25 protein-coding genes are annotated in these 25,110 nt (G+C 65.5%); 12 read left to right on the top strand and 13 right to left on the bottom strand.

Features of this window, described 5'->3' with window-relative positions:
• Positions 1 to 91 precede the first annotated feature (91 nt).
• The 5 genes from BZL41_RS19025 to BZL41_RS19005 all read left to right on the top strand — a co-directional run bounded on the left by BZL41_RS19025 (position 92) and on the right by BZL41_RS19005 (position 5,006).
• Complete coding sequence (locus tag BZL41_RS19025; protein WP_095600753.1) at positions 92 to 778, top strand: DUF2931 family protein; 687 nt, start codon at positions 92 to 94, stop codon at positions 776 to 778.
• 51 nt (positions 779 to 829) lie between these two features.
• A complete protein-coding gene (locus BZL41_RS19020; protein WP_095600752.1) occupies positions 830 to 1,495 on the top strand; it encodes a DUF2931 family protein in 666 nt (221 codons plus the stop codon).
• A 104-nt stretch (positions 1,496 to 1,599) separates the two neighbouring features.
• Entirely contained in the window at positions 1,600 to 2,088 is a 489-nt protein-coding gene (locus tag BZL41_RS19015; RefSeq protein WP_095600751.1) for a sugar dehydrogenase complex small subunit, read from the top strand.
• A gap of 3 nt (positions 2,089 to 2,091) precedes the next feature.
• The gene (locus BZL41_RS19010; RefSeq protein ID WP_095600750.1) at positions 2,092 to 3,675 is read left to right on the top strand and encodes a GMC family oxidoreductase; all 1,584 of its coding nucleotides are present in this window, start codon (positions 2,092 to 2,094) and stop codon (positions 3,673 to 3,675) included.
• Positions 3,676 to 3,677: 2 nt separating this feature from the next.
• Complete coding sequence (locus tag BZL41_RS19005; RefSeq protein WP_095600749.1) at positions 3,678 to 5,006, top strand: cytochrome c; 1,329 nt, start codon at positions 3,678 to 3,680, stop codon at positions 5,004 to 5,006.
• A gap of 17 nt (positions 5,007 to 5,023) precedes the next feature.
• Here the strand turns inward: BZL41_RS19005 and lgt are convergent, their stop codons facing one another.
• Complete coding sequence (gene lgt / locus BZL41_RS19000) at positions 5,024 to 5,812, bottom strand: prolipoprotein diacylglyceryl transferase (protein WP_095600748.1); 789 nt, start codon at positions 5,810 to 5,812, stop codon at positions 5,024 to 5,026.
• Between the two features lie 9 nt (positions 5,813 to 5,821).
• Positions 5,822 to 6,604: a sulfite exporter TauE/SafE family protein gene (locus BZL41_RS18995; protein WP_095600747.1), complete on the bottom strand. Its 783-nt coding sequence runs from the start codon at positions 6,602 to 6,604 to the stop codon at positions 5,822 to 5,824.
• Between BZL41_RS18995 and BZL41_RS29155 the strand changes: the two genes are divergently transcribed.
• Together BZL41_RS29155 and BZL41_RS18990 are read left to right on the top strand one after the other, a co-directional pair.
• Complete coding sequence (locus BZL41_RS29155) at positions 6,603 to 6,728, top strand: hypothetical protein (protein ID WP_256578201.1); 126 nt, start codon at positions 6,603 to 6,605, stop codon at positions 6,726 to 6,728. The two genes, BZL41_RS18995 and BZL41_RS29155, sit on opposite strands and share 2 nt — an antisense overlap.
• A gap of 162 nt (positions 6,729 to 6,890) precedes the next feature.
• Complete coding sequence (locus tag BZL41_RS18990) at positions 6,891 to 7,661, top strand: NRDE family protein (RefSeq protein WP_095600746.1); 771 nt, start codon at positions 6,891 to 6,893, stop codon at positions 7,659 to 7,661.
• 28 nt (positions 7,662 to 7,689) lie between these two features.
• Here the strand turns inward: BZL41_RS18990 and ptsP are convergent, their stop codons facing one another.
• Both ptsP and BZL41_RS18980 read right to left on the bottom strand, forming a co-directional pair.
• Complete coding sequence (gene ptsP / locus BZL41_RS18985; RefSeq protein ID WP_095600745.1) at positions 7,690 to 9,969, bottom strand: phosphoenolpyruvate--protein phosphotransferase; 2,280 nt, start codon at positions 9,967 to 9,969, stop codon at positions 7,690 to 7,692.
• Between the two features lie 12 nt (positions 9,970 to 9,981).
• Complete coding sequence (locus BZL41_RS18980; RefSeq protein WP_095600744.1) at positions 9,982 to 10,461, bottom strand: RNA pyrophosphohydrolase; 480 nt, start codon at positions 10,459 to 10,461, stop codon at positions 9,982 to 9,984.
• A gap of 145 nt (positions 10,462 to 10,606) precedes the next feature.
• Here BZL41_RS18980 and BZL41_RS18975 point away from each other — a divergent pair, with 145 nt between their 5' ends.
• A complete protein-coding gene (locus BZL41_RS18975) occupies positions 10,607 to 11,260 on the top strand; it encodes an HAD family phosphatase (RefSeq protein WP_095600743.1) in 654 nt (217 codons plus the stop codon).
• 336 nt (positions 11,261 to 11,596) lie between these two features.
• Here the strand turns inward: BZL41_RS18975 and BZL41_RS18970 are convergent, their stop codons facing one another.
• From BZL41_RS18970 to ilvA, 3 genes are read right to left on the bottom strand one after another with little or no spacing between them, the layout of a single operon-like run.
• The gene (locus tag BZL41_RS18970; protein ID WP_095600742.1) at positions 11,597 to 12,064 is read right to left on the bottom strand and encodes a DUF2269 domain-containing protein; all 468 of its coding nucleotides are present in this window, start codon (positions 12,062 to 12,064) and stop codon (positions 11,597 to 11,599) included.
• Positions 12,061 to 13,332 (bottom strand): SDR family oxidoreductase, encoded by a 1,272-nt coding sequence (locus tag BZL41_RS18965; RefSeq protein WP_095600741.1) that lies wholly within the window; start codon positions 13,330 to 13,332, stop codon positions 12,061 to 12,063. The genes BZL41_RS18970 and BZL41_RS18965 overlap by 4 nt, the downstream gene beginning before the upstream one ends.
• Before the next feature lie 16 nt (positions 13,333 to 13,348).
• Complete coding sequence (gene ilvA, locus BZL41_RS18960) at positions 13,349 to 14,863, bottom strand: threonine ammonia-lyase, biosynthetic (RefSeq protein ID WP_095600740.1); 1,515 nt, start codon at positions 14,861 to 14,863, stop codon at positions 13,349 to 13,351.
• A gap of 169 nt (positions 14,864 to 15,032) precedes the next feature.
• Between ilvA and BZL41_RS18955 the strand changes: the two genes are divergently transcribed.
• Together BZL41_RS18955 and rpiA are read left to right on the top strand one after the other, a co-directional pair.
• On the top strand, positions 15,033 to 16,163 hold the full coding sequence (locus tag BZL41_RS18955; protein WP_095600739.1) for a calcium-binding protein: 1,131 nt from the start codon (positions 15,033 to 15,035) through the stop codon (positions 16,161 to 16,163).
• A gap of 65 nt (positions 16,164 to 16,228) precedes the next feature.
• Entirely contained in the window at positions 16,229 to 16,900 is a 672-nt protein-coding gene (gene rpiA / locus BZL41_RS18950) for a ribose-5-phosphate isomerase RpiA (RefSeq protein ID WP_095600738.1), read from the top strand.
• A 12-nt stretch (positions 16,901 to 16,912) separates the two neighbouring features.
• Here rpiA and BZL41_RS18945 read toward each other — a convergent pair whose 3' ends face one another.
• The 5 genes from BZL41_RS18945 to BZL41_RS18925 all read right to left on the bottom strand — a co-directional run bounded on the left by BZL41_RS18945 (position 16,913) and on the right by BZL41_RS18925 (position 21,518).
• A complete protein-coding gene (locus tag BZL41_RS18945) occupies positions 16,913 to 17,833 on the bottom strand; it encodes an SdiA-regulated domain-containing protein (RefSeq protein ID WP_095600737.1) in 921 nt (306 codons plus the stop codon).
• A 319-nt stretch (positions 17,834 to 18,152) separates the two neighbouring features.
• Positions 18,153 to 18,977 (bottom strand): FAD-binding oxidoreductase, encoded by an 825-nt coding sequence (locus BZL41_RS18940; protein ID WP_095600736.1) that lies wholly within the window; start codon positions 18,975 to 18,977, stop codon positions 18,153 to 18,155.
• 148 nt (positions 18,978 to 19,125) lie between these two features.
• Positions 19,126 to 20,025, bottom strand: a complete 900-nt coding sequence (locus BZL41_RS18935) for a universal stress protein (protein WP_095600735.1) — start codon at positions 20,023 to 20,025, stop codon at positions 19,126 to 19,128.
• A gap of 122 nt (positions 20,026 to 20,147) precedes the next feature.
• On the bottom strand, positions 20,148 to 20,822 hold the full coding sequence (locus BZL41_RS18930; RefSeq protein ID WP_095600734.1) for a dienelactone hydrolase family protein: 675 nt from the start codon (positions 20,820 to 20,822) through the stop codon (positions 20,148 to 20,150).
• Between the two features lie 15 nt (positions 20,823 to 20,837).
• The gene (locus BZL41_RS18925; protein ID WP_095600733.1) at positions 20,838 to 21,518 is read right to left on the bottom strand and encodes a phosphoribosyltransferase; all 681 of its coding nucleotides are present in this window, start codon (positions 21,516 to 21,518) and stop codon (positions 20,838 to 20,840) included.
• Between the two features lie 296 nt (positions 21,519 to 21,814).
• Between BZL41_RS18925 and BZL41_RS18920 the strand changes: the two genes are divergently transcribed.
• A complete protein-coding gene (locus BZL41_RS18920) occupies positions 21,815 to 22,741 on the top strand; it encodes an ABC transporter ATP-binding protein (RefSeq protein ID WP_095600732.1) in 927 nt (308 codons plus the stop codon).
• The gene (locus BZL41_RS18915; RefSeq protein WP_095600731.1) at positions 22,738 to 23,499 is read left to right on the top strand and encodes an ABC transporter permease; all 762 of its coding nucleotides are present in this window, start codon (positions 22,738 to 22,740) and stop codon (positions 23,497 to 23,499) included. Before BZL41_RS18920 ends, BZL41_RS18915 begins: the two co-directional genes overlap by 4 nt.
• Positions 23,500 to 23,655: 156 nt before the next feature.
• Here the strand turns inward: BZL41_RS18915 and BZL41_RS18910 are convergent, their stop codons facing one another.
• On the bottom strand, positions 23,656 to 24,999 hold the full coding sequence (locus tag BZL41_RS18910; RefSeq protein ID WP_095600730.1) for a DUF1329 domain-containing protein: 1,344 nt from the start codon (positions 24,997 to 24,999) through the stop codon (positions 23,656 to 23,658).
• Positions 25,000 to 25,110 lie beyond the last annotated feature (111 nt).

The raw sequence follows: 25,110 nt of genomic DNA, 5'->3' as shown, positions 1-25,110 counted from the left end.
TGGAATGCAGCCGTGGGCCGGAATGGCAGCGACCTGGATACGGTCTTCGTCAACCGCCCGGCCGACAACCATCAGCGAGTGATCTACCCCAATGAATAAGACCCGCTTCCTGCTCAATGCCTGTTTGCTGTCGCTGCTGAGTGTGCTCGCCGGTTGCGCCAGCAGTCGTGGTCACTCACTACCCTACGATTCTTGGTTTTTAGGCCTCTTCTCACCTGACTACATGGAGGTCTGGGTCGAGACCGTCGAAGTCGTAGACATCAAAAACCGTGGTTTTCTGGGCGTGATGGGAGGCACGGTCTCGATGGGCTATCCAACGGCGTTCAGCCAAGGCATTCCATCGCGATTCAAAGGTAATCCCAAGGGCTGGCCAAAGAGCCCCGGCGGCGGTAAAGGCAAGCACGTCCTTGGTGCTGACCTGCCCCGTGTGATCTACGTGAATTGGCAATCCCTGGTGGAGCCACAGGCCTACGAGGTCTATATCGAGATACCCGAGGAAGCGCAACAACTCATGCTCAAGCCGGAAAAAGCCTACTGCAACCTGGATGGCAAGTGGATCACCGGTTACCGCAACTTCCTGACCATCGGCCTAGCGCCGGGGGGGATCGCCAAAGTCTGGCTGCAAGCCCCCTGCCTCGCCCCCATCGAAGTCACCCGCGTCGTGGGCAAGGTCGATCCGCGTGGGCCATGGCTAGGTGAGTCGCCGGTGTATGACGAGCTGTCCGAGGAATCCAAGGCTTACATCGAGAAATTTGGCGTGCCCTATGGCTCATGGTGACGACTAGCTGGTTATCGACCAGCCGGCACCACCAGCGAGTGATCTACCCCAATGAATAAGACCCGTCGCCTGCTCAATGCCTGTTTGCTGTCGCTGCTGAGTATGCTCGCCGGTTGCGCCAACGGCCGTGGCCACCCGCTACCCTATGACGCTTGGTTTTTAGGCCTGTTCTCACCTGACTACATGGAGGTCTGGATCGAGACCGCCGATGTAACGGACATCCAAGGCCGTGTATTCCGCCAAGCGATGAGTGGCACCGCGGCGATCCAGACACCGCCGGACAACCGCGGCAATCCCAAAGGCTGGCCGAAACGGCCAGGTATCGGGGCAGGCAAACTCGTCATCGGTGCCGACCTACCCCGTGTGATCTATGTGAACTGGCAATCCCTGGTGGAACCGCAGACTTACGAGGCCTATATCGAGATACCCGAGGAGGCACGGCAGCTTATGCTCAAGCCTGAAAGGTCCTACTGCAACCTGGATGGCAAGTGGATCACCGATTACCGCGATTTCCTAACCATAGGGCTCGCACCGGGAGGTATCGCCAAAGTCTGGATCCGGGGTCAGTGCACAGCCCCCATCGAAGTCACCCGTGTCGTGGGCAAGGTCGATCCGCGTGGGCCGTATCTGGGGCGTTCGGGAGGACGGTATCGCCCGCTCAGCGATATCTCCAAGGCCTACGTAGAGAAGTTCGGCGTGCCCTATGGCTCGTGGTAACAACCCCGGCCTTAACACCCCAAGCTGAACCGAGGCGATAGCCGGTGGTCAGGTATAGGTGTTCGCTCGCATGACGTGATTCAGTCATCGTTACGAGGAGCCCTATGTCACCCAACCCGCTGTCCGCTGCGTTCCTGACCCGGCGCCGACTGCTCGGCGCGTTCTGCGCCGGCACCGCCGGCTGTGCCTTGTCGGCCCCCTGGCCGCTCAACGCGGCGCCACGGGACGAGACACTGGAGACGCTGATGCGGGTGTCGCGGCGGCTTACCGGGCGCGAGGCGCTGGAAGAAGTCATCGGTAAACGCATCCGCGACATCCTCGCCCAACGATATCCGGAGTTCCCCGACCTGCTGGGGCAATTGGCCGGCAGCCTGGAGCAGGACCCGTCGCAGTGGAGCGATCCGCTGCAGCGGATGACCCGCGACCTGCTCAGCGGCTGGTACCTGGGCTATATCGGCGACCCCGGCCAGACGGTGCTGGTCAGCTATGAGCTGGCACTGATGCACGGGCTGGTGGCCGACGTGCTGAAACCCCGTACTTATTGCGCGACCCGTCCCGGCGACTGGGCGACGCTGCCCGGCCAGGAGACCTGAGCCATGGCCGACAGCGATTACGCCGACTATGTGGTGATCGGCGCCGGGCTGGCCGGCGGCATGATCGCCCATCGCCTGGCCGAGTCCGGCAAGGATGTGTTGTTGCTGGAAGCCGGCCCCCGACTGAGCCGCTGGGAAATTCTCGAGCGCTTTCGCAACCAGCCGGACAAGACCGACTTCCAGGCGCCCTATCCGTCCACGGAACATGCGCCGCACCCCATGACCCACGTGAACAACGGCTACCTGATCCAGAAGGGAGACCATCCGTACAACGTCCAGTACCTGCGCCTGGTCGGCGGTACCACCTGGCACTGGGCGGCGGCGACCTGGCGCTTCCTGCCCAGCGATTTCAAGCTGAAAAGCCTGTATGGCGTGGGGCTGGACTGGCCGATCGGCTACGAAGACCTCGAGCCCTGGTATGCCCAGGCCGAAGCAGAGATGGGCGTCTGGGGGCCGAACGACGAGGACCTCGGCTCGCCGCGCTCCGGCCCTTACCCCATGGAGCCATTGCCGCTGTCGTACAACGACCGGCGCATCAAGGAGGTGCTCAACGCCCATGGTTTTCGCGTCGTCACCGAGCCGGTGGCGCGCAACAGCCGACCCTACGACGAGCGTCCAACCTGCTGCGGCAATAACAACTGCATGCCGCTGTGTCCGATTGGGGCCATGTACAACGGCATCATGCATGTGGAAAAGGCGGAAAAGGCCGGCGCCCGGCTGATCGCCAATGCCGTCGTCCACGGTCTGGAGCACGACGACAAACAGCGCATCCGTGCCGCGCTCTACAAGGACCCTGCCGGCGCCGAGCACCGGGTCGAAGGCAAGGTCTTCGTGCTCGCGGCCAATGGCGTGGAGACCGCCAAGCTGATGCTGATGGCAGGGGTCGGCAACCGCTCGGGGCTGGTCGGCCGCAACCTGATGGACCACCCCGGCACCGGCGTCAGTTTCTTCGCCGACGAACCGCTCTGGGCAGGACGCGGCCCCCAGGAAATGACCTCCCTGGTGGACTTCCGCGACGGTCCCTTCCGCAGCGAGTTCGCCGCCAAGAAGATCCATCCCTCCAATCTCAGCCGCCTCGACGAAGTGACCCTCGGCGAACTGCGCAACGGCCCGCTGCGTTTCGGAAAGGCATTGGAGGATCGCATCCGCGACCGCACCGCGCGCTTCGTGCGCCTGGACAGTTTCCACGAAATCCTGCCGCGCCCGGAAAACCGCATCGTGCCCAGCGCCACGGAGAAGGATGCCCTGGGCATTCCCAAGCCGGAGTTCACCTACGCCCTGGACGATTATGTGCGCCGCAGCGCCGCCCATACCCGGGAGGTCTATGCCGCCGCCGCACAGGCGCTCGGCGGCGGCGAGGTGCGTTTCCACGACGACTACGCGAACAACAACCACATCGCCGGCACCACGCTGATGGGCGACGATCCGGCCACCTCGGTGGTGGACGCCGGTTGCCGCAGCCACGACCACCCCAACCTGTTCATCGTCGGCGGCTCGGTGATGCCCACCGTCGGTACCGTCAACATCAGCCTGACCATTGCCGCCCTTTCCCTGCGCCTCGCGGAATCGCTCAAGGGGGAGGTCTGAGGATGTGCCGCCCCGTTTTTTTCTTCCTGTTGTGGATATTGGCCTTTCCCGGCGGGGCCGCCCCACGGCTCTCCGCCGAGGATGAGCTGGCGTCCCAGGCCGATTCGCGGCTGTTCAGCCGCGGCGAATACCTGGCGCGTGCCGCGGACTGCGCCGCCTGCCACACGGCCAGCCCGAACGCCCCCTTCGCCGGTGGCGTGGGTCTGGCGACGCCGCTGGGCGCGGTCTATTCCACCAACATCACTCCGGACCCGAAGACCGGCATCGGCAACTACAGTTTCGAGGATTTCGACCGTGCCGTGCGCCAGGGCATCGCCAAGGGCGGCCGGCGCCTTTATCCGGCAATGCCCTATCCGTCCTACGCGAAGCTGAGCGAAGACGACGTGCGCGCGCTCTACACCTATTTCCTCCAGGGCGGCGTGGATGCCATCGCCCGGGAAAGCCGTGAAAGCGATATCCCCTGGCCGCTGGACATGCGCTGGCCGCTGGTGGTCTGGAACTGGCTGTTCCTCGACGAGAAGCGCTTCGAGCCGCGCACGGACAAGAGCGAGCGCTGGAACCGCGGTGCCTATCTGGTCCAGGCCCTGGCCCACTGCGGCACCTGTCACACGCCACGCGGGTTCGCCTTTCAGGAGGTCGCCCTGGACGAGCGCCAGGAGGGCTTCCTCGCCGGCGGCAGCCTGGGCGGCTGGGATGCCTACAACATCACCTCGCACCCGAAGGCCGGCATCGGCGGCTGGAGCGACGAGGAACTGCTCCGCTACCTCAGGACCGGCTCGACGCCCGGCAAGGCCCAGGCCGCCGGGCCCATGGGCGAGGCGGTGCAGCACAGCTTCCGCTACCTGAAAGACGAAGACCTGCGGGCCATCGTCGACTACCTGCGCAGCGTTCCGCCTGTCGACGACGGCCGCCCCAAGGCCCGCTACGAATATGGGGCACCGGCGAACGACGTGGTGAAGCTGCGGGGCACGCCCGTGCGCCAACCCGGCCAGGCAGGGCCCGACCCGCAACACGAGGGTGCCCGGTTGTTTCTCGGCAACTGCGCCAGTTGCCACCAATGGAGCGGCGAAGGCGCTGCGGACGGTTTCTACCCGGCGCTGATGGGCAACACCGTGCTCGGTGCGCAGAGCGCCACCAACCTGCTTCAGGTGATCCTCAATGGCGTATCCCGTGGCGACGAAACCAGCCGCAACGCCGCCTTCATGCCGGCCTTTCATGACAGCCTGGACGACGCCCAGATCGCCTCGCTGGCCAATTACCTGTTCGAACGCTTCGGCAATCCGCAGGTGAAGGTAAAAGCGGAGGATGTTGCCCGGCTGCGCCCGAGGTGAGGGCAGCCGGAACCGGGTCAGCGTGCCTGGCGCTTGTAGGCCCAGGCGATCAGGCCGAGTCCGCCAAGGATCATAGGCAGGCAAAGCACCTGCCCCATGGTCAGCCAGCCGAAGGCGAGGTAGCCGAGCTGCGCATCCGGGACCCGGACGAACTCGACGATGAAGCGGAAGATGCCGTAGCAGAGGGCGAACATGCCGGAAACGGCCATGGTCGGCCGGGGCTTGCGCGAGTAGAACCAGAGGATGCAGAACAGCGCCACCCCCTCCAGGGCGAATTGGTAGAGCTGGGAAGGATGGCGCGGCAGTTGCTGCGGGTCGGTGGGGAAGATCATCGCCCAAGGCAGGTCGGTGGCCTTGCCCCACAGCTCGGCATTGATGAAGTTGCCGATCCGCCCGGCGCCCAGGCCGATCGGCACCAGCGGCGCGATGAAGTCCATCAGTTCGAAGAAGCTCTTGCCGTTGCGCCGGCCGAACCACCAGGTGGACAGCATTACGCCGATCAAGCCGCCGTGGAACGACATGCCGCCCTTCCACACCTGCAAGATCAGGCTCGGCTGGGCGATATAGGCCGGCAGGTCGTAGAACAACACATAGCCCAGGCGTCCGCCGAGGATCACCCCGAGCGCTACCCAGAAAACCAGATCGGAGAGTTTCTCCCGGCTCCAGGCCGGGTCGAAGCGTTCCAGGCGCCGGGCGGCCAGCCACCAGGCGCCGCCGATGCCGATCAGGTACATCAGGCCGTACCAGTGGATTTTTACCGGTCCGAGGGCAATGGCCACCGGATCAATCTGGGGATAGGGCAGCATCGGAACTCCTTAAACAAGAAAGCTCACGCCCACGCACAGCAGCAACAGTGCGAACAGGCGCTTGAGCACGCGCGGCGACAGCTTGTGTGCCAGGCGCGCGCCGAAACGGGCGAAGAACATGCTGGTGAGGGCAATGCCGACCATCGCTGGCAGGTAGACGAAACCCAGGCTCCATTCCGGCAGGTGCTCGTCGTGCCAGCCGAGCACCATGAAGCTCAGCGCGCTGGCCACGGCGATGGGCAATCCGGTGGCCGACGAGGTGGCCACCGCCTGCTGCATGGGCACGCTGCGCCAGGTCAGGAACGGCACGGTCAGCGAGCCGCCGCCGATACCGAAGATCGCCGACGCCCAGCCGATCACCCCGCCGGCGGCGGTCAGGCCGACCTTTCCGGGCACGTCGCGGCTGGCCTTGGGTCTGAGGTCAAGGCCCATCTGAATCGAGATGACGATGGCGAACACGCCGATGATCTTCTGCAACATCGGGCCCTGGATGGCCGCCGCGGTCAGCGAGCCGAGCGCCGCGCCGAGCAGGATGCCGAGGGTCATCCAGGCGAAGATCGGCCAGCGCACCGCACCCTTGCGCTGGTGCTCCAGTACCGAGTTGATCGAGGTGAAGACGATGGTCGCCAGGGAAGTGCCGACCGCCAGGTGGGTCAGCACCGACGGATCGAAGCCCTGGGCGGTGAAGCTGAATACCAGCACCGGCACGATGATGATGCCGCCACCGACGCCGAACAGGCCCGCCAGTATGCCGGCCGCCGCCCCCAGCACCAGGTAGAGCAGGAATTCCATGGCTACCCCCGAAAAAGCAAAGCGGCATGGTAACGGAAGCATCGCCTTCCCCTCCACCGCCGGCCGCGTCACCCGCGCCGACTTTTTTCGACGGGGTATTGCCATGCGGACATTCATCGCCTGATTTCACCATTCGCACCAGAACCAGCCCAAAGAACACACCGAAGGGGCAGCGCGCTTCCCTCGAATCGGGCTAGGCTGTGGCACACATGCCGAGTTCGGATCGGCATGGCACTCGGCAGCCCGTCTGGTCTCATGAATTGCCGTTGTTCACGGAGGAGTCGCTATGTGTCTGATCGCCTTCGCCTGGCGCCCCGGTCACGCCGTACCCCTGGTGCTGGCCGCCAACCGCGACGAGTTCTACGCCCGCCCGGCCTTGCCGCTGGCGGCCTGGGAAGAGTCCCCCTCGCTCTATGCGGGCCGCGACCTGGAAGCCGGCGGTACCTGGCTGGGTATCGCGCCCGGCGGCCGCTTCGCCGCGCTGACCAACATCCGCGATCCGCGCCAGCCGCCGCGCGGTCGGTCGCGCGGCGAACTGCCGGTACAGTACCTGCGCGGCGACTTGTCCCCGGAGGCCTTCGTCGCCGACGTGGCGGAACGGGCCAACGATTATTCGGTGTTCAACCTGATTCTCGGCGACGATCGCGAGCTCTGGCATTTCAACTCCCGCACCGGCAGTGCCCGCTGCCTGCCAGCGGGCCTGTACGGGTTGTCCAACGCCGATCTGGACACACCCTGGCCCAAGGTGCAGCAGGCCAAGGCGGTGTTGCACCACTGCCTGGGCGAACCGCGTCCGGAGGCGCTGCTCAACCTGCTGCACGACGCCGAGCAGGCCGACGACGCCATCCTGCCCGACACCGGCATCGGCCTGAACACCGAGCGCCTGCTGTCGAGCATCTTCATCGCCACGGCCAACTACGGCACCCGCGCCAGCACGGCGTTGATCATGCAGGCCGATGGCGTGCGGCATATCGTCGAGCGCAGCTACGGGCCCCATGGCGGGCATTTGGGCGAAGTGAGTTTGCGGGTGGATGCGCAGGGAAGGACGCTCGTCTGAACCTCCGTCGCCGGACGCGACGGAGCGCTCAAACCTGAATAGTGGCGGCGGGGTTGATCACCCGGCCGAGGCCCAGGTTGCGCAGGGCCAGGTGCAGGGAGCTGTGGATCACCTGCGGGTTGTCGATGTTCATCAACTGGGCGAGCAGCTCGCGCGCCTTGCCCAGGGTGATCTGGCGCAGCAGCCACTTCACCTTGGGCAGGTTGGTGGCGTTCATCGACAGGCTGTCGAAACCCATGGCCATCAGCAGCACCGCCGCCGACGGGTCACCGGCCATCTCGCCGCAGATGCTCACCGGCTTGCCTTCGAGGTGGCAATCATCCACCACCTTCCTCAGCGCCTGCAGCACCGCCGGGTGCAGGTAATCGTAGAGATCGGCGACCCGCGGGTTGTTGCGGTCCACCGCCAGCAGGTATTGGGTCAGGTCGTTGGAGCCGACCGACAGGAAGTCCACTTGGCGCGCCAGTTCGCGGGTCTGGTAGACGGCGGCGGGAATCTCGATCATCACACCCACCGGCGGCATGGGGATGTCCACTCCCTCGTCACGCACTTCGCCCCAGGCACGGTGGATCAGGTGCAGCGCTTCCTCCAGCTCCTGGGTGCCGGAAATCATCGGCAGCAGGATACGCAGGTTATCCAGGCCCTCGCTAGCCTTGAGCATGGCGCGCACCTGGACCAGGAAGATTTCCGGGTGATCGAGGGTCACGCGGATACCGCGCCAGCCGAGGAAGGGGTTTTCTTCCTTGATCGGGAAATAGGACAGGGCCTTGTCGCCGCCGATGTCCAGGGTGCGCATGGTCACCGGCAGCGGGTGGAAAGCGGCGAGCTGCTCGCGGTAGATCGCCAACTGCTCCTTTTCGCTGGGGAAGCGCTCGTTGATCATGAACGGCACTTCGGTACGGTACAGGCCGACGCCCTCGGCCCCGCGCTCCTGGGCACGCGCCACGTCGGCGAGCAAGCCGGTATTGACCCACAGCGGCATGCGGTGGCCGTCCAGCGTCTCGCACGGCAGCGCGCGCAGGGCGGCGAGGCCCTGGGCCAGTTGGCGTTCTTCCTCGACCACCTCGGCGTATTGCTTGCGCAGCAGCTCGCTGGGGTTGGTATAGACCTCGCCATGGTAGCCGTCGACGATCAGCTCGATGCCGTCTAGCTTGGAATACGGCAGGTCGACCACGCCCATGACCGTGGGAATGCCCATGGCACGGGCGAGGATCGCGACGTGGGAGTTACCCGAGCCGAGCACCGAGACCAAACCGACCAACTTGCCTTCCGGCACCTCGCCGAGCATCGACGGCGACAGTTCCTCGCTGACCAGGATGGTGTTGTCCGGGTAGACCAGATTCTGTTTGCGCTCCTGCTGCAGGTAGGCGAGCAGGCGGCGGCCGAGGTCCTTGACGTCCGCCGCGCGCTCGCGCAGGTAGGCGTCGTCCATCAGCTCGAAGCGCTTGACGTGCTCCATGACCACATGCCGCAACGCACCCTGGGCCCACTGCCCGGTGCGGATGATGCGCTTGACCTCGAGGCCGATGGAGGCGTCGTCGAGCATCATCAGATAGACGTCGAACAGTGCCCGCTCTTCCGGGCGTAACTGGGTGGCGAGCTTGGCGGACAGCGTCCGCATATCTTCGCGAACCCCCTCCAGCGCCTGCTTGAAGCGCTCGACCTCGGCCTCGATGTCATCGACGGTCTTGTCCGGTACCACTTCCAGGTCGGCCGGCGGCAGCACCACCAGCGCGGTGCCGACGGCGGCGCCGGGCGCACCGGGCACGCCGACGAAGCGAGCCTCCTGGATGCCCTTGCCCTGCCGGCCCAGGCCACGGATGGAGCCGGTGGCCTCGGCATGGGCAATGACCCCGGCGAGCTGGGCGCTCATGGTGACCAGGAAGGCTTCCTCGCCTTCGTCGAACTGGCGGCGCTCCTTCTGCTGCACCACCAGCACGCCCATCACCCGACGATGGTGGATGATCGGCGCGCCGAGAAAGGAGGCATAACGCTCCTCGCCGGTCTCGGCGAAGTAGCGATAACGGGGGTGGTCGGCGGCGTTCTCGAGGTTGAGCGGCTCCTCGCGGGTACCCACCAGGCCCACCAGGCCTTCGTTGGGCGCCATGCTGACGCGGCCGATGGAGCGCTTGTTCAGGCCCTCGGTGGCCATCAGTACGAAACGGTTGGATTCGGGATCGAGCAGGTAGACCGAGCACACCTGGCTGCCCATGGCCTCCTTGACCCGCTGCACGATGATCGCCAGCGCCGTCTTGAGATCCTTGGCGGCGTTTACTTCCTGGACGATCTTACGCAGCGTGTTGAGCATGCTCGGGGTCCGTCAATCGCGCGCCGGCAGGCGCGGGGCAAGTTCTTTCAGGGCTCTTCGGTAGACTTCGCGCTTGAAGGTCACCACCTGGCCCAGCGGGTACCAGTAACTGACCCAGCGCCAACCGTCGAATTCCGGTTTGCCGGTCACGTCCATCCGCACCCGCTGTTCGTCGGACAACAGACGCAACAGGAACCACTTCTGCTTCTGACCGATGCACAGCGGCTGGCTGTGGGTGCGCACCAGGCGCTGAGGCAGACGATAACGCAACCAGCCCCGGGTGCAGGCAAGAATTTGCACATCTTGCTGCTCGAGACCGATTTCTTCGTTCAATTCGCGATACAGCGCTTCTTCAGGTGTCTCGGCAGCATTGATGCCTCCCTGCGGAAATTGCCAGGCATCCTGATTGATGCGCCGCGCCCAGAGCACCTGCCCCACATCATTGGTCAGGATGATGCCGACATTCGGGCGAAAACCATCAGGATCGATCACGGCTGTCAACCTCGTAAACGCATGTTTCGGCATTGTTCCACAAAGCCTGTAAGAGCAGCAACGCAAGGGCTGGCGCAATGGGCATGCCGGCGAAAAGGGGCTACTCTAGCCGCCCTCCTTTTATACCCAGCAAGAGATATCACCCGTGCGTTTGGCTCTGTTCGATCTCGACAATACCCTGCTGGCCGGCGACAGCGACCATGCCTGGGGCGACTACCTGTGCGAGCGCGGCATTCTCGACGGCGTGGCCTACAAAGCGCGCAACGATGCCTTCTATCAGGACTACCTCGCCGGCCACCTGAACATCCGCGACTACCTGAATTTCTGCCTGGAAATTCTCGGCCGCACCGAGATGGCCCAGCTCGAGCAGTGGCACCGAGAGTTCATGCGTGACTGCATCGAACCGATCATCCTCGCCAAGGGCGAAGCGCTGCTGGAAAAACACCGCGCCGCCGGCGACAGGCTGGTGATCATCACCGCCACCAACCGCTTCGTCACCGGGCCGATCGCCGCGCGCCTGGGCGTCGAGACCCTGCTCGCCACCGAATGCGAGATGCAGGATGGCCGCTACACCGGTCGCACCACCGACGTGCCCTGCTACCAGGAAGGCAAGGTCACCCGTCTGGAGCGCTGGCTCGGCGAAACTGGCCTGAGCCTGGAGGGCAGTTACTTCTACAGCGACTCGCGCAACGACCTGCCGTTGCTGGAGCGGGTCAGCCATCCGGTGGCGGTCGATCCGGACCCGATCCTGCGCGCCGAGGCGGAAAAACGCGGCTGGCCGGTAATTTCCCTGCGCTGATAGGAACGCGGCCATGAGCCTGCCGGTCCGCCAGCGGGCGCCGGGGAAACGGGCGGAGCGCTGGCACACCCAGGCGCTACTACTTCCGCGTCGAGCGCCTGGACCGCGATGTACACCGACTCTGCCCTTCGAACAGGACAGCGAACCGATGACGGCACGCACCGACCGGGCGCGGCTATGTCAGGGGTTTGAGATCGTTCCCACGCTCCGCGAGGGAATGCAGCCTCGGACGCTCCGCGTCCGTTTGCAGCGAGCGGGACGCGGAGCACCCTGGCAGGGGTTCCCACGCGGGAGCGTGGGAACCATCGGCTTTTTTGCCCTGGGAGTCTCATGCCCCTACATGCCCTTCCCTACCATCAGGAAGAAGATCATGACGAAGGCGATGAACGCCGGCCAGCCGAGGATGAACCAGAGGCGCATATAGCGGTGCGCCAGCGGTGGCAGCGGTGTGCCGTTCTCCAGGGCTTCGCAGGCCATGTCGCGCACGCGGATCTGCAGCCAGACCACCGGCAGCCAGCAGAGCCCAGCCAGTACGTAGAACCCCAGGCTCCACAGCAGCCAAGGCTGGGTCAGCGGCCAGCCGGCCAAATGCACCAGGCCGAGGCCGCTGAGGGGCTGGAACACCGCGGTGGTGGCGATGAACAGCCAGTCGGCGGTGACCAGATGGCGGAAGGTCACCGCGATCACCTCGACGCGCCCGCTCAGCCAGGCGCGCAGCGCGTAGTAGGCCGAACCAAGCCCGGTGCCGAACAGCAGGGTGGAGGACAGGATGTGCAACGTCTTCAGAATCAGGTAGGCACTCATCGCCTTATCTTCTCGCCAGCAGACTCGGTCCAAAGCAGCCAAAGCGTGGCCACCATGAGCACGAGGTTCTTCAGTACCGCCCCGTAGGGGTCGAACCAGTAGTGCGGCAGCAGCAGGCTGATCAGCAGCATGTAACCAAGCATCAGCGCCAATTGTCCGCGCAGGGCCCAACGACGCCAACGCGGCAGCAACAGGCCGACACCCAACAGGCCATCCAGCAGGGCTCCGCCGATCACCGCCAGGCTCGCCAGCCAGCCACTGACCCCGGCCTCGCCCATCAGCCGCAGCCCCCAGCCATAACCGGGCCCGAGGCAGACCAGCGCCGTGCCCAGCCAGACCAGCACCAGACTCGCCAGCAACAACGGTCGCAGCGCCGCAGTGACACTGACGAGCGGGTTCGGCCAGCCGTGCAGGCGGTCCGTCAGCGATGCGGCACGGAAACCGCAGGCTTGTTCAAGGGACTCCGCCGACGCCAGGTTGTCGCGCCGGGCCAGCCGGACGGTCTGCGGGTTCAGCGCGCGCCAGCCAAGCAGCGCGCCCACTCGCGCACCGATGGCTGCCAGGGCTGCCGGAACGCGCAGGTAGCGCGCCGGCCCCCAGCCCTGAGCGGCGCGCAGACGGTCGATCAGTTGCGGTTGGGTCATGGGTTCCGGGCCCACCAGCGGCAACACCATGGGTTGTTCCGGCCAGCAACGCAGCAACGCCAGGACCGCACCCACCAAGTCATCCACGTGCAGCGGCTGGACTCGGGCACGGGTGTCCAGCAGCGGAATCAGTGGCCAGGGCGACAAACGGGAAAACCAGCCGCTGCTGGCGCCGCCCTCGCCCAGCACCAGCGATGGGCGCAGCACCACGGCGGGAATGCCGAGGCCGAGAAGATAGGCATCGGCGGCCGCCTTGCTGGCCAGGAAGGGAATGTCGGGCTGCTCGCCCGCGCCGAGGGCAGAGAACTGCAACACCCGCGCGCAGTGGGCGGCGGCCAGATCGAACAGGCACCGCGCGCCGCTGTCCTGCACCCGGGCCAACTCGGCGGCGTCGCTGCCGAGGATGCCCGCCGCGTTGATCACCAGCTCGACGCCTGCCGGCCAGGGAAAATGCGTCGAATCTTCGGACAGGCGGGCCAGGTCGAGCGCTCGCCATTCGACGTCGGGAAAAGCGTCGGCCCGTGGCCGGCGTGCCGTGGCCACCACCTGGTGCCCTGCGCTACGCAGCGCCTCCAGCAGCCGCCTGCCGATGAAGCCACTGGCCCCGACCAGCAGGATGCGCATCCGTGCGGTTCCAGCCTCAGCCAAGGAACAGCCGGTAGGCCGGGTTGTCGCTCTCGTCCCAGAAGGGGTAGCCGATCTCCTCCAGCGCAGCGGGGATCAGGTGGCGCTCCTCCGTCGGCACTTGCAAACCGGCCACCACGCGACCGTCGGCGGCACCGTGGTTGCGGTAGTGGAACATGGAGATGTTCCAGCGCCCGCCGAGCTTGTTGAGGAAGTTGAACAGCGCACCGGGCCGCTCGGGGAATTCGAAGCGGAATACCAGCTCGTCACTAACGCCCGCCGCATGTCCGCCGACCATATGGCGGATGTGCAGCTTGGCCAGCTCGTTGTCGGTCAGGTCAAGCACCGGGAAGCCCTGCTCGCGCAGGCTGGCGACCAGTGCCGCCCGCGGATCGCTCTCCGGGTGAGTCTGCACGCCGACGAAGATGTGCGCTTCGCGGTCGGTGTGGTAGCGGTAGTTGAATTCGGTGATCTGCCGCTTGCCGATGGCCTCGCAGAACGCCTTGAAGCTGCCCGGCTGCTCCGGGATGGTCACGGCGATGATCGCCTCGCGCTTTTCGCCCAGCTCGGCACGCTCGGCCACGTGGCGCAGGCGGTCGAAGTTGACGTTGGCGCCGGAGTCGATGCCCACCAGCACCTGGCCCGCCACGCCGGTGCATTCCACGTATTTCTTGATACCCGCCACCGCCAGGGCGCCGGCCGGCTCGGTGATCGAACGGGTGTCGTCGTAGATATCCTTGATCGCCGCACAGATTTCGTCGGTGCTGACGGTAATCACCTCGTCCACGTAATGCTTGCAGATGTCGAAGGTATGCTGGCCGATCTGCGCCACCGCCACGCCGTCGGCGAACAGCCCGACCTGTGGCAGCACCACCCGCTCGCCGGCAGCCATGGCCTGTTGCAGGCAGTTGGAGTCGTCCGGCTCGACGCCGATCACCTTCACGTCCGGGCGCAGGTACTTCACGTAGGCCGCGATGCCGGCGATCAGGCCGCCGCCGCCCACGGGTACGAAGATGGCGTCCAACTGGCCGGGATGCTGGCGGAGAATTTCCATGGCCACGGTCCCCTGGCCGGCGATCACGTCCGGGTCGTCGTAGGGGTGGATATAGACGAGACCCTTTTCCTCCACCAGCTTCAGCGAATGCGCCAGCGCCTCGGGGAAGGCGTCGCCATGCAGCACCACCTTGCCACCGCGGGCGCGCACGCCCTGGACCTTCAGCTCGGGGGTGGTGCGCGGCATCACGATGGTCGCCTTGATCCCCAGCTCCTTCGCTGCCAGCGCCAGGCCCTGGGCATGGTTGCCGGCCGACGCGGTGACCACGCCGCGCGCCTGCTCCTCGGGCGAGAGCTGCGCCACCTTGTTGTAGGCGCCGCGAATCTTGAAGGAGAACACCGGCTGCAGGTCTTCGCGCTTGAGCAGAACCTGGTTGCCCAGCCGCTCGGAGAGCTGGCGGGCCGGTTGCAGTGGCGTTTCCACGGCGACGTCGTAGACGCGCGAGGTGAGGATCTTCTTGACGTACTGTTCGAGCATCTCGGGCTTCACGGCGGGGAAATAGGAATAGGCGAGTCTACTCCGCCGAGGCCGCATGCGGCCACCCGCTCCAGCCGACCAGCGGAACGGAATCTTTTGCCGCTTCGCCAGTCAGCAATTCAGGCTCCCGAGCAGTGCGCCGCCTCCCCCAACCGTATGAGGATTCATCATGCCTACCGGCATCTCCCGCCTGCTCGTCCAAGGCAGTTCGAACGACGACCTGCTGGTTGCCCATCCCGAGCCCAGCCGTCTGGTCGGCGGCGAAGGCAACGATGTGCTGATCGATGGCCCCGGCAGCGACTCGCTGCTCGGCGGCGCTGGCAATAACCGCCTGTTCGGCGGGCTCGGCGATGACTACTACACCTACGATGTCTACTCGGGCAGCCGCGACGTCATCTTCGACTTCGACCCCACACCCGGCAATATCGACACGCTGACCGTCGGCGAAAGCCTGGAAGAGTTCGGCCCGTTCGAGCGCTATCAGGACGATCTGCTGATCGGCCTGCACGGCGAAGCCGGCGTCATCACCGTACGTGACTTTTTTCTCGACGCCGCCTTTCGCATCGAGCGCTTCCGCTTCGGCGCCACCCACGTAACCGACAAGGACATCCTGCGCCACTTCCACTTGGACCCGGACGTCCCGACCGGCCGCACCGCCGACGACCCGCCCAGCTATACCGGCGAGCGCATCCGCCTGACCGGCAAGGAGTGGGCCGACCGGCTGGTGGCCGGCGACCAGGCGACCTACCTGCTCGGCCGCGGCGGCAACGATCTGCTGATCGGCAGCCGCTACAGCGACGTACTCAACGGCGGCACGGTCAAGCCGATGTACTTCGGCGACAACCACTGGAACCTGCTCTACGGCGGGCCGGGCGACGACTATTACCAGGTCGACTATTCCTGGGAGTTCAGCGACCACACGATTTATGACTACGACACGACGCCGGGCAACGTCGACACCCTGCACATTCGCGGCCCCCTGGAGCCGCAGTACGCGCGCTTCCGGGGCAGCGAAGGCGGTTCGCTGTACATCGAGCTGGACAGCGAGCAGCGCATCGTCATCACCAACTACTTCCTCGACAAGGCGTTCGTGATCGAGAAGATCCGCTTCGATGACGGCTCCGTGCTGGACGAGGCCGCCATCCGTCAGCGTGTGGGCCTGCCGGCGCCCACGCCGCCACAGGCAACGCTGAGCACACCCCTTCCTCACTGGGCCGGCGAGATGCCAGAGCCGGCGACCGATGGCCTATTGAGCGTGCTGTTCAGCGTTGGCGCCGCTCTGGGTCATAGCGGCGGATGAGAAGCACTGCGGCCAGCCGGGCCGGATGGCTATAATTGCGGTTTTTTCCAGCCCGGCAGAACGTCATGACCCAGGATCAGCTCAAGCAGGCGGTGGCCCAGGCCGCTGTCGACCACATCCTCCCTCACCTCGACAGCAAGAGCATCGTCGGCGTCGGCACCGGCTCCACCGCGAATTTCTTCATTGACGCCCTGGCCCGGCACAAGGCCGACTTCGACGGTGCCGTGGCCAGTTCCGAAGCCACTGCCCAGCGCCTCAAGCAACACGGTATTCCGGTCTATGACCTGAACACGGTGAGCGAGCTGGAGTTCTATGTGGACGGTGCCGACGAAACCAACGAGCACCTGCAACTGATCAAGGGCGGCGGCGCCGCGCTGACCCGCGAGAAGATCGTCGCCGCGGTGGCCAAGACCTTCATCTGCATCGCCGACGGCAGCAAGCTGGTACCGGTGCTCGGCGCCTTCCCGCTGCCGGTGGAGGTCATCCCCATGGCCCGCAGCCATGTCGCCCGCCAACTGGTGAAGCTGGGCGGCGATCCGGTGTACCGCGAGGGCGTGCTCACCGACAACGGCAACATCATTCTCGACGTGCATAACCTGCAGATCGTCGACCCGGTGGGCCTGGAAGCACAGATCAACGCCATCGTCGGCGTGGTCACCAACGGTCTGTTCGCCGCGCGCCCCGCCGACCTGCTGCTGCTCGGCACCGGCGAAGGCGTGAAGACCCTGCGTCGCTGAAACGGTGGCGCCTCAGCGCGGCACCTTGCGGAATAGATAGAAGAGGTTCGGCTCGGACACCAGGTAGAGGTTGCCGGCGTCGTCCATCGCCACGCCTTCGGCCTGCGGCACCGAGCGTTGCAGGCCGTGCATTCCACGCAACAGCGACAGGCTGCTGATCGGCCGGCCGTCGCTGTTCAACTCCAGTACCAGCCGCGACTCGTCGGACAGCGCCAGCAGGTGGCCGCTGCGCTGGTCGAAGTCCAGGCTGGACAGGTCGCGCACGAACAGCCCCTCGTCCCGTCGCGGGTCGTCCACCACGTGGACAGCGAACGGTTTTTCCGGATCGGTGTGCGGAAAGCCGTGAACCTCGTAGATCGTTACCGGATCGCGCTCCTTGGCAACGAACAGGCGCTTCCCGTCCAGGTCGTAGGCCAGTCCCTCGAAGCCCTTGTTGCCGGACCGGCCGATGCCGAGGGAGAGCTGCTGCGCCTCGGCGGCGTCGACGAAACGGGTAGCGTCGTCCAGGCGCACCTTGATCAGGCGCTGGGCGCGCTCGTCGGTGATCACGTAGATGCCCGGACTGATGTACTCGATGGCCTCGGGATCGCCGAACCCCACCAGCGGAATGCGCCGCAGGATGCGGCCGTCCAGCGACAGCTCGATGATCTCCGACTTCTGGTTGGTGACGGTCAGCAGGCTGCGCCGGTCGGGATCGAAAGTCAGGGCGGAAACGTCGTCGGCCAGACCCTCGATGGTCTGCGCCTCGATGGCCACCTCGTAATCCGGCAGCCAGATCGACCGCTCCCGCCACTCCTCGGCGTGGCGCCATTCCTGCACGATGAACCAGCCCCGCTCGAACAGGCGGAACTCCTGGGCGACCAGTGCCAGGCCAAACAGCAGCCCCAGCAGCAGCATGGCGAGCAGGGTCTTGAGTGTGAGGAATCGGCGCATCCGGGTGAACTCGAGTATCGGGGCGCTAGAAATAGCACATCCAGGCTGAAGCGAAGCTGAATAGCGAAGCGGCCACGGGCACGCTCAAGGGCAGCCTGGCGCGGAGGACAGCCAGTGGCACCGCAGCGCCCGTCCCCTGCGCCGTCTCACCTGCAACGGATGAACACCAGCTACCAGCGCCTGCTCGATGAAGTCCGCTACGGCAAGGCACCGCCACCTGCCCACCCAGACCGATCTGCCGATCTACCTGATCGTCGAGTAGTTCAGCGACAGCATAGCGGCCAATTTCCGTCACGACTTCCAACGCTGGCGCGCCGCCTCAGCCGAACCAGCCCTCCCGCCCGAACGGCGGAACGTCGCTGGCAGCCTGGAGCAGGCGGTAACGGTCATAGCGGTAGATCGGCCCGTCCGCCCCCTGAGTGCAGTCGTCGCAGACACCACTCCGGCAGGGCAGGCAACAGCCCGCCGCGATCCAAATCCGGTTGGCCGGCACGCCGCGCTGCAACCACTCCTCCGCCGTTGCCAGCAGCATCGGCTCTGGCCCGCTGCAGAGCACCGCGTCGGGCATTTCGCCGGCACACAGCTCGTCGAGGTAATCCAGGGGAATGCCCCGGCGCCCCCGGTTCGTCGTCTCTTCCAGTGTCTCGATGAAGGGCATGATCAGTTTCCAGCGGCGCCGCTGCCGCCCCAGTACCTGGGCGTCGGCACGGCGCGCGCCGTAGACGACGCTCAGCTGGAACGGCATGTGCTGGCTGGCGGCAGCCTCGATCAACGCGGCCAGAGAGGCCAGCCCGCAGCCGCCGGCGACCGCCAGTATCCGCTGGCTGCTGAAGAACAACGGCCAGCCCTTGCCGAAAGGGCCACGGTAACCCAGCACAGTGCCGGTCGGCAGCTCGAACAGCGCGCCGGTCAGGTGGCCGACCCGGCGGATCAACGCATCGAAGTGGCCGTTCCGGTCCGGCAGGCTGACGTAGCTGAACGGCGCCTCGCCGCCTTCGGGCAAGGACAGCATGAAAAACTGGCCGGGAACCGCCGCCAAGTCGCGGGCCAACGGCTGGTCGATACGAAAGGTGAAATGCCGGGCGCCGTCGCCATCCGCATAGCTATCCAGCAGATAGAGCTTGCGTGGGCTCGGGTCGCTCATGACGGCAGGCTCCGCGGCGACGGGATGCCACCACGGCAACGCCCCTCCTCTGAAAGTGCACGCATTCTGAAACCTCGCCTACGGCCATGGGCCGGCGTGGTGCCCCGGTCCATGCGGCTGGTTCGAGTGAAGTCGAGCGGATGCCCGGTTACGTCTTGACCGCCAGGATGCTGCACGGCACCCGGTACAGGACATGTTCAGTGGTGCTGCCAACCAGTTTCTCCAGCCCCTTGCGGTGCACGCAGCCCATCACCAGCACATCGGTCTGGTTCTCGCTGGCGAACTCGGGCAGGGCCTGGATCGGCGGGCCCATGACGAAATGCTGCCGGTCCAGCGGCACGCCGTAGCGGTCCGCCAGACGAGTGAAGGACTCCCTCAATGACTGGCGCAGCTCTTCGGCGAAATCCGCCGCCCAGGCGACCGTGCCGGCGGACGCATCCGAGAGATAGGCGGGCGACAAGTCGTAGGCATGCAGCAGATGCAGCTCGGCATTGCATTGCAGCGCCAGCCCGTTGGCCGCCTGGATGATGCGGTCGTTGAGTCCCTCGATCTGGTTTTCCGGACGGGACGGATCGACCGCTGCCACCACCTTGCGCGGCAGCGGATGGCCCGCCCCGCTCAGCAGATGCAGCGGCACGGGACATTCGCGCAGCAGGTGCCAGTCCAGCGGGGTGATGAAGGCGCGCTTGAGCGCCGGTTCGTGCTGTACGTCCTTGATCACCAGGTCCGGCTGCATTTCCGCCACATGGCGAAGGATTTCCCGCAACGGCTCGTGGGTCCAGCAGGCCTCGGTGGTGACGTCGATACCCCGGCTGCGCAGCAGCCCGGCCTCGTCCTTCAGCCAGGCGCGCTGTGCGTCCAGGTAGCTGTCTCGGGTCCGTTCCTGAATGGCCTTATCCAGCAGTGGCAGGGGCATGAGCGGCCCGGCGAACGAGGTGATGTGCAGCGCGGCACCGCTGGTTTCGGCCAGGGCGGCGGCCCGTTGCAACGCGGCGGAATGGCGCATGCCCGGGTCGGCGATGAGGAGCAGGCGTTGGTACTGACTCATGGGGCACCTCCTGGAAAAGGTTCAGGCGCCACCGCAAGCCATCCGCAGGGAGCCATGACCGGACGAGCGCACCGGCATGGCAACAGGTTGCGACCAGTTGCTCGATCAGGCGTTGATTTGCATCAAACCGAGGGGCGATCTTCCCCGGCGCCAAGGTGGCGCAGGAACCAGCCCCCAGCCAGGCGGCAGACCTCTTCCAGCGTGCCGGGCTCCTCGAACAGGTGGGTGGCGCCCGGCACCACCGCCAGCCGATGCTCGCAGCGTAGCTGGCGGCCGACCTCGCGGTTCAGGTCCAGCACCACCGGATCGTCGCCGCCGACGATCTGCAGGGTCGGTGCCTTCACCTGCTCCAGGGCCGGGCCGGCCAAGTCGGTGCGCCCGCCGCGTGATACCACCACGCTCACCCGCTCCGGCCGCTCCGCCGCCGCCAGCAGGGCCGCCGCCGCACCGGTGCTGGCACCGAACAGACCGAGGCGCAGCCGCTGCAACTCGGCCCGGGTGCCAAGCCAGTCGATCACGCCGAGCAGCCGACGGGTCAGCAAGGGAATGTCGAAACGCAGCTCGCGGGTGATCCGGTCGACCTCGTATTCGTCTTCGGTCAGCAGATCGAACAGCAAGGTCGCCAGCCCACGGTCGCTGAAATAACGCGCCACTTGCCGGTTGCGCGGGCTCGACCGGCTGCTACCGCTGCCGTGGACGAACACCACCAGCCCAGTGGCCTCTTCGGGAAACAGCAGGTCCGCCGCCAGTTGCGCGTCTCGCAGCGGCAAGGTCAGCGGTGAGGATAGGGTTCGCATGGCATGCCTCCCCGGTCAGGACGACCGCTCCGTTTCCCGCTGCCAGGCACGATGCAGCAGGTCCAGCACCTCCTCGTCCGTGGTCTGGGAGAAATCCACGTACCAGCGGCCGATGGCGCTCAGGTACTCCGGCTGGAACGGACAGACCACCTCGTCGGCGAGGGTTTGCAGACGCAGGACGGTTTCCGGCGCGCCCACCGGCACCGCCACCACGATGCGCGCCGGCGATTGCCGCCGTACCGCCTCCACCGCGGCCTGCATGGTGGAACCGGTGGCAAGACCGTCATCCACGATGATCACCTGGTTGCCGCCGAGCGCCGGAAACGGCCGCTCACCCCGGTAGACACGATCGCGACGGCGCAACTCCTCTCCTTCCGCCTCGGCCACCGCGTCGATGGTCGCATCGCCGATGTGCAAGTAATCCACCACGTCCCGGTTCAGCACCCGCACATCGCCGCTGGCGATGGCACCCATGGCCAGCTCCTCGTGCCCCGGCACGCCGAGCTTGCGCACCAGCATCAGGTCCAACGGCAATTCCAGAGCGGTGGCGATCTCATAGGCCACCGGCACCCCGCCGCGCGGCAGGGCCAGGACGATGGCGTTCGGGTTGCGCCGGTAATCGTCGAGCAACCGCGCCAGGGCCTGGCCGGCGGCGACCCGGTCGCGGATGGGTATTTCGAGGCTTTCCTGAGCCATCTCTCCGACCTCGCTGGGCAGGTGATTGAAAGATGCTGCGCCAGTTTTTTCGCGCTCTCTTTGATCCCGATTAACAGTCAAGGCGACAAGTTCCCCCGCAGCGAAGGGTCGCTTAGAACGGTTGGCACGAACGCCCGCCGATTTCCCTATAAGCCTCGGAGGCGGGCCCACGTGGAAACCGAGACGGCGGATACGCGTCCCTCACGCCCCCTCACCCACCGCGTGCCATACCCCTCCGGGTCGGCTAGGCTGTGCGTTTCGCGAAACGACCGCACCCGGACAGACAAGGAGGCGCCGTGTCACCGGCCATCTCGATTCAACAGGTAGCCAAGGTCTACGCCTCGGGGCACCAGGCCCTCAAGACCGTCGACCTGGATATCCGCAAGGGCGAAATCTTCGCCCTGCTCGGCCCCAACGGGGCGGGCAAGACTACCCTGATCAGCATCGTCTGCGGCATCGTCAACCCGAGCGGCGGACGGGTGCTGGTGGACGGTCACGACATCATCAGCGACTACCGCGCCGCCCGTGCCCGCATCGGTCTGGTGCCGCAGGAGCTGACCAACGATGCCTTCGAGAGTGTCTGGTCGACGGTGAAGTTCAGCCGCGGCCTGTTCGGCAAGCCGGCGAACCCGGCCTATCTGGAGCAGGTGTTGCGCGATCTGTCGCTGTGGGAGAAGCGCGATGCGCGCATCTATCAGCTTTCCGGTGGCATGAAGCGCCGGGTGATGATTGCCAAGGCGCTATCCCACGAACCGGAAATCCTCTTTCTCGATGAACCCACCGCCGGGGTGGACGTGGAGTTGCGCCGCGACATGTGGGAAATGGTCCGGGGCCTGCGCGAGCGCGGCGTGACCATCATCCTCACCACCCACTACATCGAGGAGGCCGAAGAAATGGCCGACCGCATCGGGGTGATCAGCAAGGGCGAGATCATCCTGGTGGAAGACAAGGATGTACTGATGCGCAAGCTCGGCAAGAAGGAGCTGGTGCTGCAACTGCAGCAGCCGCTGGAGCACCTGCCCGAGGCGCTGGCCAACGGCGATCTGCAACTGCGTGCCGGCGGCCACGAGCTGGTCTACAGCTTCGACGCGCAACGCGAGCATACCGGCATTGCCGAGCTGCTGCGCACGCTGGACCAGCACGGCATCGGCTTCAAGGACCTGCAATCGAGCCAGAGTTCGCTGGAAGAAATCTTCGTCAGCCTGGTGAGGGGGCGCTCATGAATTTCTATGCGATCCGCGCGATCTATCTGTTCGAACTGGCGCGCACCTGGCGCACGCTGTTGCAGAGTATCGCCACGCCGGTGATCACCACCTCGCTGTACTTCGTGGTGTTCGGCTCGGCGATCGGCGCCAACATGAGCCAGGTGCAGGGGGTGAGCTACGGCGCCTTCATCGTGCCGGGGCTGATCATGCTGGCGCTGCTCACCGAGAGCATTTCCAATGCGTCCTTCGGCATTTACATGCCCAAGTATTCGGGGACCATCTACGAGGTGCTGTCGGCGCCAGTGTCGTACCTGGAGATCGTCATCGGCTACGTGGGGGCGGCGGCGACCAAGTCGGTGATCCTCGGCCTGATCATCCTGATCACCGCCCGTCTGTTCGTTGACTTCGAAATCGTCCACCCATTCTGGATGGTGGCCTTCCTTTTGCTGACGGCGATCACCTTCAGCCTGTTCGGCTTCATCATCGGCATCTGGGCGGACGGCTGGGAGAAGCTGCAGATCGTCCCGGCGCTGATCGTCACGCCGCTGACCTTCCTCGGCGGCAGCTTTTATTCGATCAGCATGCTGCCGCCGCTGTGGCAGACCCTTACCCTGTTCAACCCGGTGGTGTACCTGGTCAGCGGTTTCCGCTGGAGCTTCTACGGGGTATCGGACGTGAACGTGACCGTCAGCCTGGGCATGACCCTGGGCTTCCTGCTGCTGTGCCTGATCGCGGTGTGGTGGATCTTCCGCACCGGGTATCGGTTGAAGAACTAGGTCGTCTGGTAAAAGCCCAGTGGGCGCATAAATGCGCCCTTACGACATGCCGGTGCGGGGTTCCCACACCGGCCATCGACTTGAAGGACGTAGGGTCGAATTCATTCGACCGCCCGACAGCATGGGGCGAATGGGCTCGCCCCTGCATGGAACGGCTCAGTTCCCCTCGCGGCGCAACGCCTGGGGGGTGAAGTCGCGCGGGCCGAGGTTGGCGTTGAAGTCGTACATCGGCTCGTTGTTGTCCAGGCCGTCGGCCATGTAGCGCCCGCCCTTGAAGTCGTAGAGCGCTTCCAGGGTGCTGTTGAACATAGGCGCGTCGTAGTAGCTGATCGGATGGCTTTCCTGCAGGCCGATCAGATCGCCCTTCTTGTCGTAGAGATCCACCACCAGAATCTGCCAGCTGTCCTCGTCCAGGTAGAAGCGGCGCTTGGCATAGGGATGGCTGAAGCCCTTGCGCAGGGTCGCTTCCACCACCCAGACACGGTGCGGCTCGTAGCGCAGCAGGTCGGGGTTGACCGTCTTCGCGCGGAGAATCTGGTCGTAGGGAATGCCCTTCTGGTGCACGGCATAGCTGTTGTACGGCACCAGCATTTCCCGCTTGCCGACCAGGTTCCACTCGTAGCGGTCGGGCGCGCCGTTGTAGGAGTCCACCATGTCGGCGGTGGCCATGCCATTGGTGTCAGGCTGCAACGCATCGTAGGCCAGCAGCGGCATGCGCCGTACGCGGCGCTCGCCGCGGTTGAAGCGCCATGCCTTGCGGATCGCCAGCACCTGGTCGAGGGTTTCCTGCACCAGCAGCGCGGTACCCGCCAGCTTGGACGGCGCGACCACCCGGTATTTGTAGTGGAACAGGGTGTTGTCCAGGTCCTGCGGACCTACGCCTTCACGGCCGTAGACGAAGTAGACGTCACGTTCCTGCTTCAGCAGGGTGTAGCTGCCGTTGGCCAGTACCGCGGCCTGGTTGGTGACCATGTGAATCTGATCGCCCCGGTAGCGCATGATGTGGTTCCAGATCGCTTCCTGGCCGTTCTGCGGCAGCGGGAACGGAACGCCCGCGGCGACGCCGCTCACGCCGTTGCCGTTGGCGATCAGCTCGGCGTTCAGCGCATTGAAGCGGGTGGCGTCGTAGATGCGCTGCGGCGCCGCGGCACTGCGGTGGCTGGGAAACACGCGGAGCCGGTAATCCGGATAGGTGCGCAGCAGGGTCTTGATGCCTTCGGGCAGCACATCCTGGTACTGCTCGAGATTGCCGGCATTGATCACATAACGGACCGGGTCCGCCGCATAGGGATCGGGATGGTGCATGCCGGGCTGGTAATTCGCCGGAGGGGTGGCGAGCCCGCCGTCCCAGGCCGGAATGCTCCCCGAGGCGTTGCCCGCCCGCTCGCCGCCCAGCGGCGTCAGGTCCTGCCCGAGGCGGGACGCCTGGACGGAATCGACTTTGGCCTGTGCCTGCCAGGCACTTGCCGCCAACAGCAGAATGCTCAGTTTTTTCAGCATGATTGTTCCCCGTAGCCTGCACCGCGCCCTGCCCCGAGTGGGGCGGGCGTTTATTGTTTAAAAACGGTGAGGAGTTGCGCCGGGTGATCCCGGTCTCTTTTGTCTTGCTTG

It is taken from the genome of Pseudomonas sp. PIC25 (assembly GCF_002286785.1).
GTDB lineage: Bacteria > Pseudomonadota > Gammaproteobacteria > Pseudomonadales > Pseudomonadaceae > Pseudomonas_M.
Note: the sequence above shows the minus strand (reverse complement) of the source record. Positions and strands in the feature narration are given on the sequence as shown.

What these genes read in the sequence shown, in the direction of transcription:
- BZL41_RS19025 (WP_095600753.1), top strand. Translation starts at nt 92, where the DNA reads ATGAATAAGACCCGCTTCCTGCTCAATGCCTGTTTGCTGTCGCTGCTG.
- BZL41_RS19020 (WP_095600752.1), top strand. Translation starts at nt 830, where the DNA reads ATGAATAAGACCCGTCGCCTGCTCAATGCCTGTTTGCTGTCGCTGCTG.
- BZL41_RS19015 (WP_095600751.1), top strand. Translation starts at nt 1,600, where the DNA reads ATGTCACCCAACCCGCTGTCCGCTGCGTTCCTGACCCGGCGCCGACTG.
- BZL41_RS19010 (WP_095600750.1), top strand. Translation starts at nt 2,092, where the DNA reads ATGGCCGACAGCGATTACGCCGACTATGTGGTGATCGGCGCCGGGCTG.
- BZL41_RS19005 (WP_095600749.1), top strand. Translation starts at nt 3,678, where the DNA reads ATGTGCCGCCCCGTTTTTTTCTTCCTGTTGTGGATATTGGCCTTTCCC.
- lgt (WP_095600748.1), bottom strand. Translation starts at nt 5,812, where the DNA reads ATGCTGCCCTATCCCCAGATTGATCCGGTGGCCATTGCCCTCGGACCG.
- BZL41_RS29155 (WP_256578201.1), top strand. Translation starts at nt 6,603, where the DNA reads ATGGCTACCCCCGAAAAAGCAAAGCGGCATGGTAACGGAAGCATCGCC.
- BZL41_RS18995 (WP_095600747.1), bottom strand. Translation starts at nt 6,604, where the DNA reads ATGGAATTCCTGCTCTACCTGGTGCTGGGGGCGGCGGCCGGCATACTG.
- BZL41_RS18990 (WP_095600746.1), top strand. Translation starts at nt 6,891, where the DNA reads ATGTGTCTGATCGCCTTCGCCTGGCGCCCCGGTCACGCCGTACCCCTG.
- ptsP (WP_095600745.1), bottom strand. Translation starts at nt 9,969, where the DNA reads ATGCTCAACACGCTGCGTAAGATCGTCCAGGAAGTAAACGCCGCCAAG.
- BZL41_RS18970 (WP_095600742.1), bottom strand. Translation starts at nt 12,064, where the DNA reads ATGAGTGCCTACCTGATTCTGAAGACGTTGCACATCCTGTCCTCCACC.
- BZL41_RS18965 (WP_095600741.1), bottom strand. Translation starts at nt 13,332, where the DNA reads ATGCGCATCCTGCTGGTCGGGGCCAGTGGCTTCATCGGCAGGCGGCTG.
- ilvA (WP_095600740.1), bottom strand. Translation starts at nt 14,863, where the DNA reads ATGCTCGAACAGTACGTCAAGAAGATCCTCACCTCGCGCGTCTACGAC.
- BZL41_RS18955 (WP_095600739.1), top strand. Translation starts at nt 15,033, where the DNA reads ATGCCTACCGGCATCTCCCGCCTGCTCGTCCAAGGCAGTTCGAACGAC.
- rpiA (WP_095600738.1), top strand. Translation starts at nt 16,229, where the DNA reads ATGACCCAGGATCAGCTCAAGCAGGCGGTGGCCCAGGCCGCTGTCGAC.
- BZL41_RS18945 (WP_095600737.1), bottom strand. Translation starts at nt 17,833, where the DNA reads ATGCGCCGATTCCTCACACTCAAGACCCTGCTCGCCATGCTGCTGCTG.
- BZL41_RS18940 (WP_095600736.1), bottom strand. Translation starts at nt 18,977, where the DNA reads ATGAGCGACCCGAGCCCACGCAAGCTCTATCTGCTGGATAGCTATGCG.
- BZL41_RS18935 (WP_095600735.1), bottom strand. Translation starts at nt 20,025, where the DNA reads ATGAGTCAGTACCAACGCCTGCTCCTCATCGCCGACCCGGGCATGCGC.
- BZL41_RS18930 (WP_095600734.1), bottom strand. Translation starts at nt 20,822, where the DNA reads ATGCGAACCCTATCCTCACCGCTGACCTTGCCGCTGCGAGACGCGCAA.
- BZL41_RS18925 (WP_095600733.1), bottom strand. Translation starts at nt 21,518, where the DNA reads ATGGCTCAGGAAAGCCTCGAAATACCCATCCGCGACCGGGTCGCCGCC.
- BZL41_RS18915 (WP_095600731.1), top strand. Translation starts at nt 22,738, where the DNA reads ATGAATTTCTATGCGATCCGCGCGATCTATCTGTTCGAACTGGCGCGC.
- BZL41_RS18910 (WP_095600730.1), bottom strand. Translation starts at nt 24,999, where the DNA reads ATGCTGAAAAAACTGAGCATTCTGCTGTTGGCGGCAAGTGCCTGGCAG.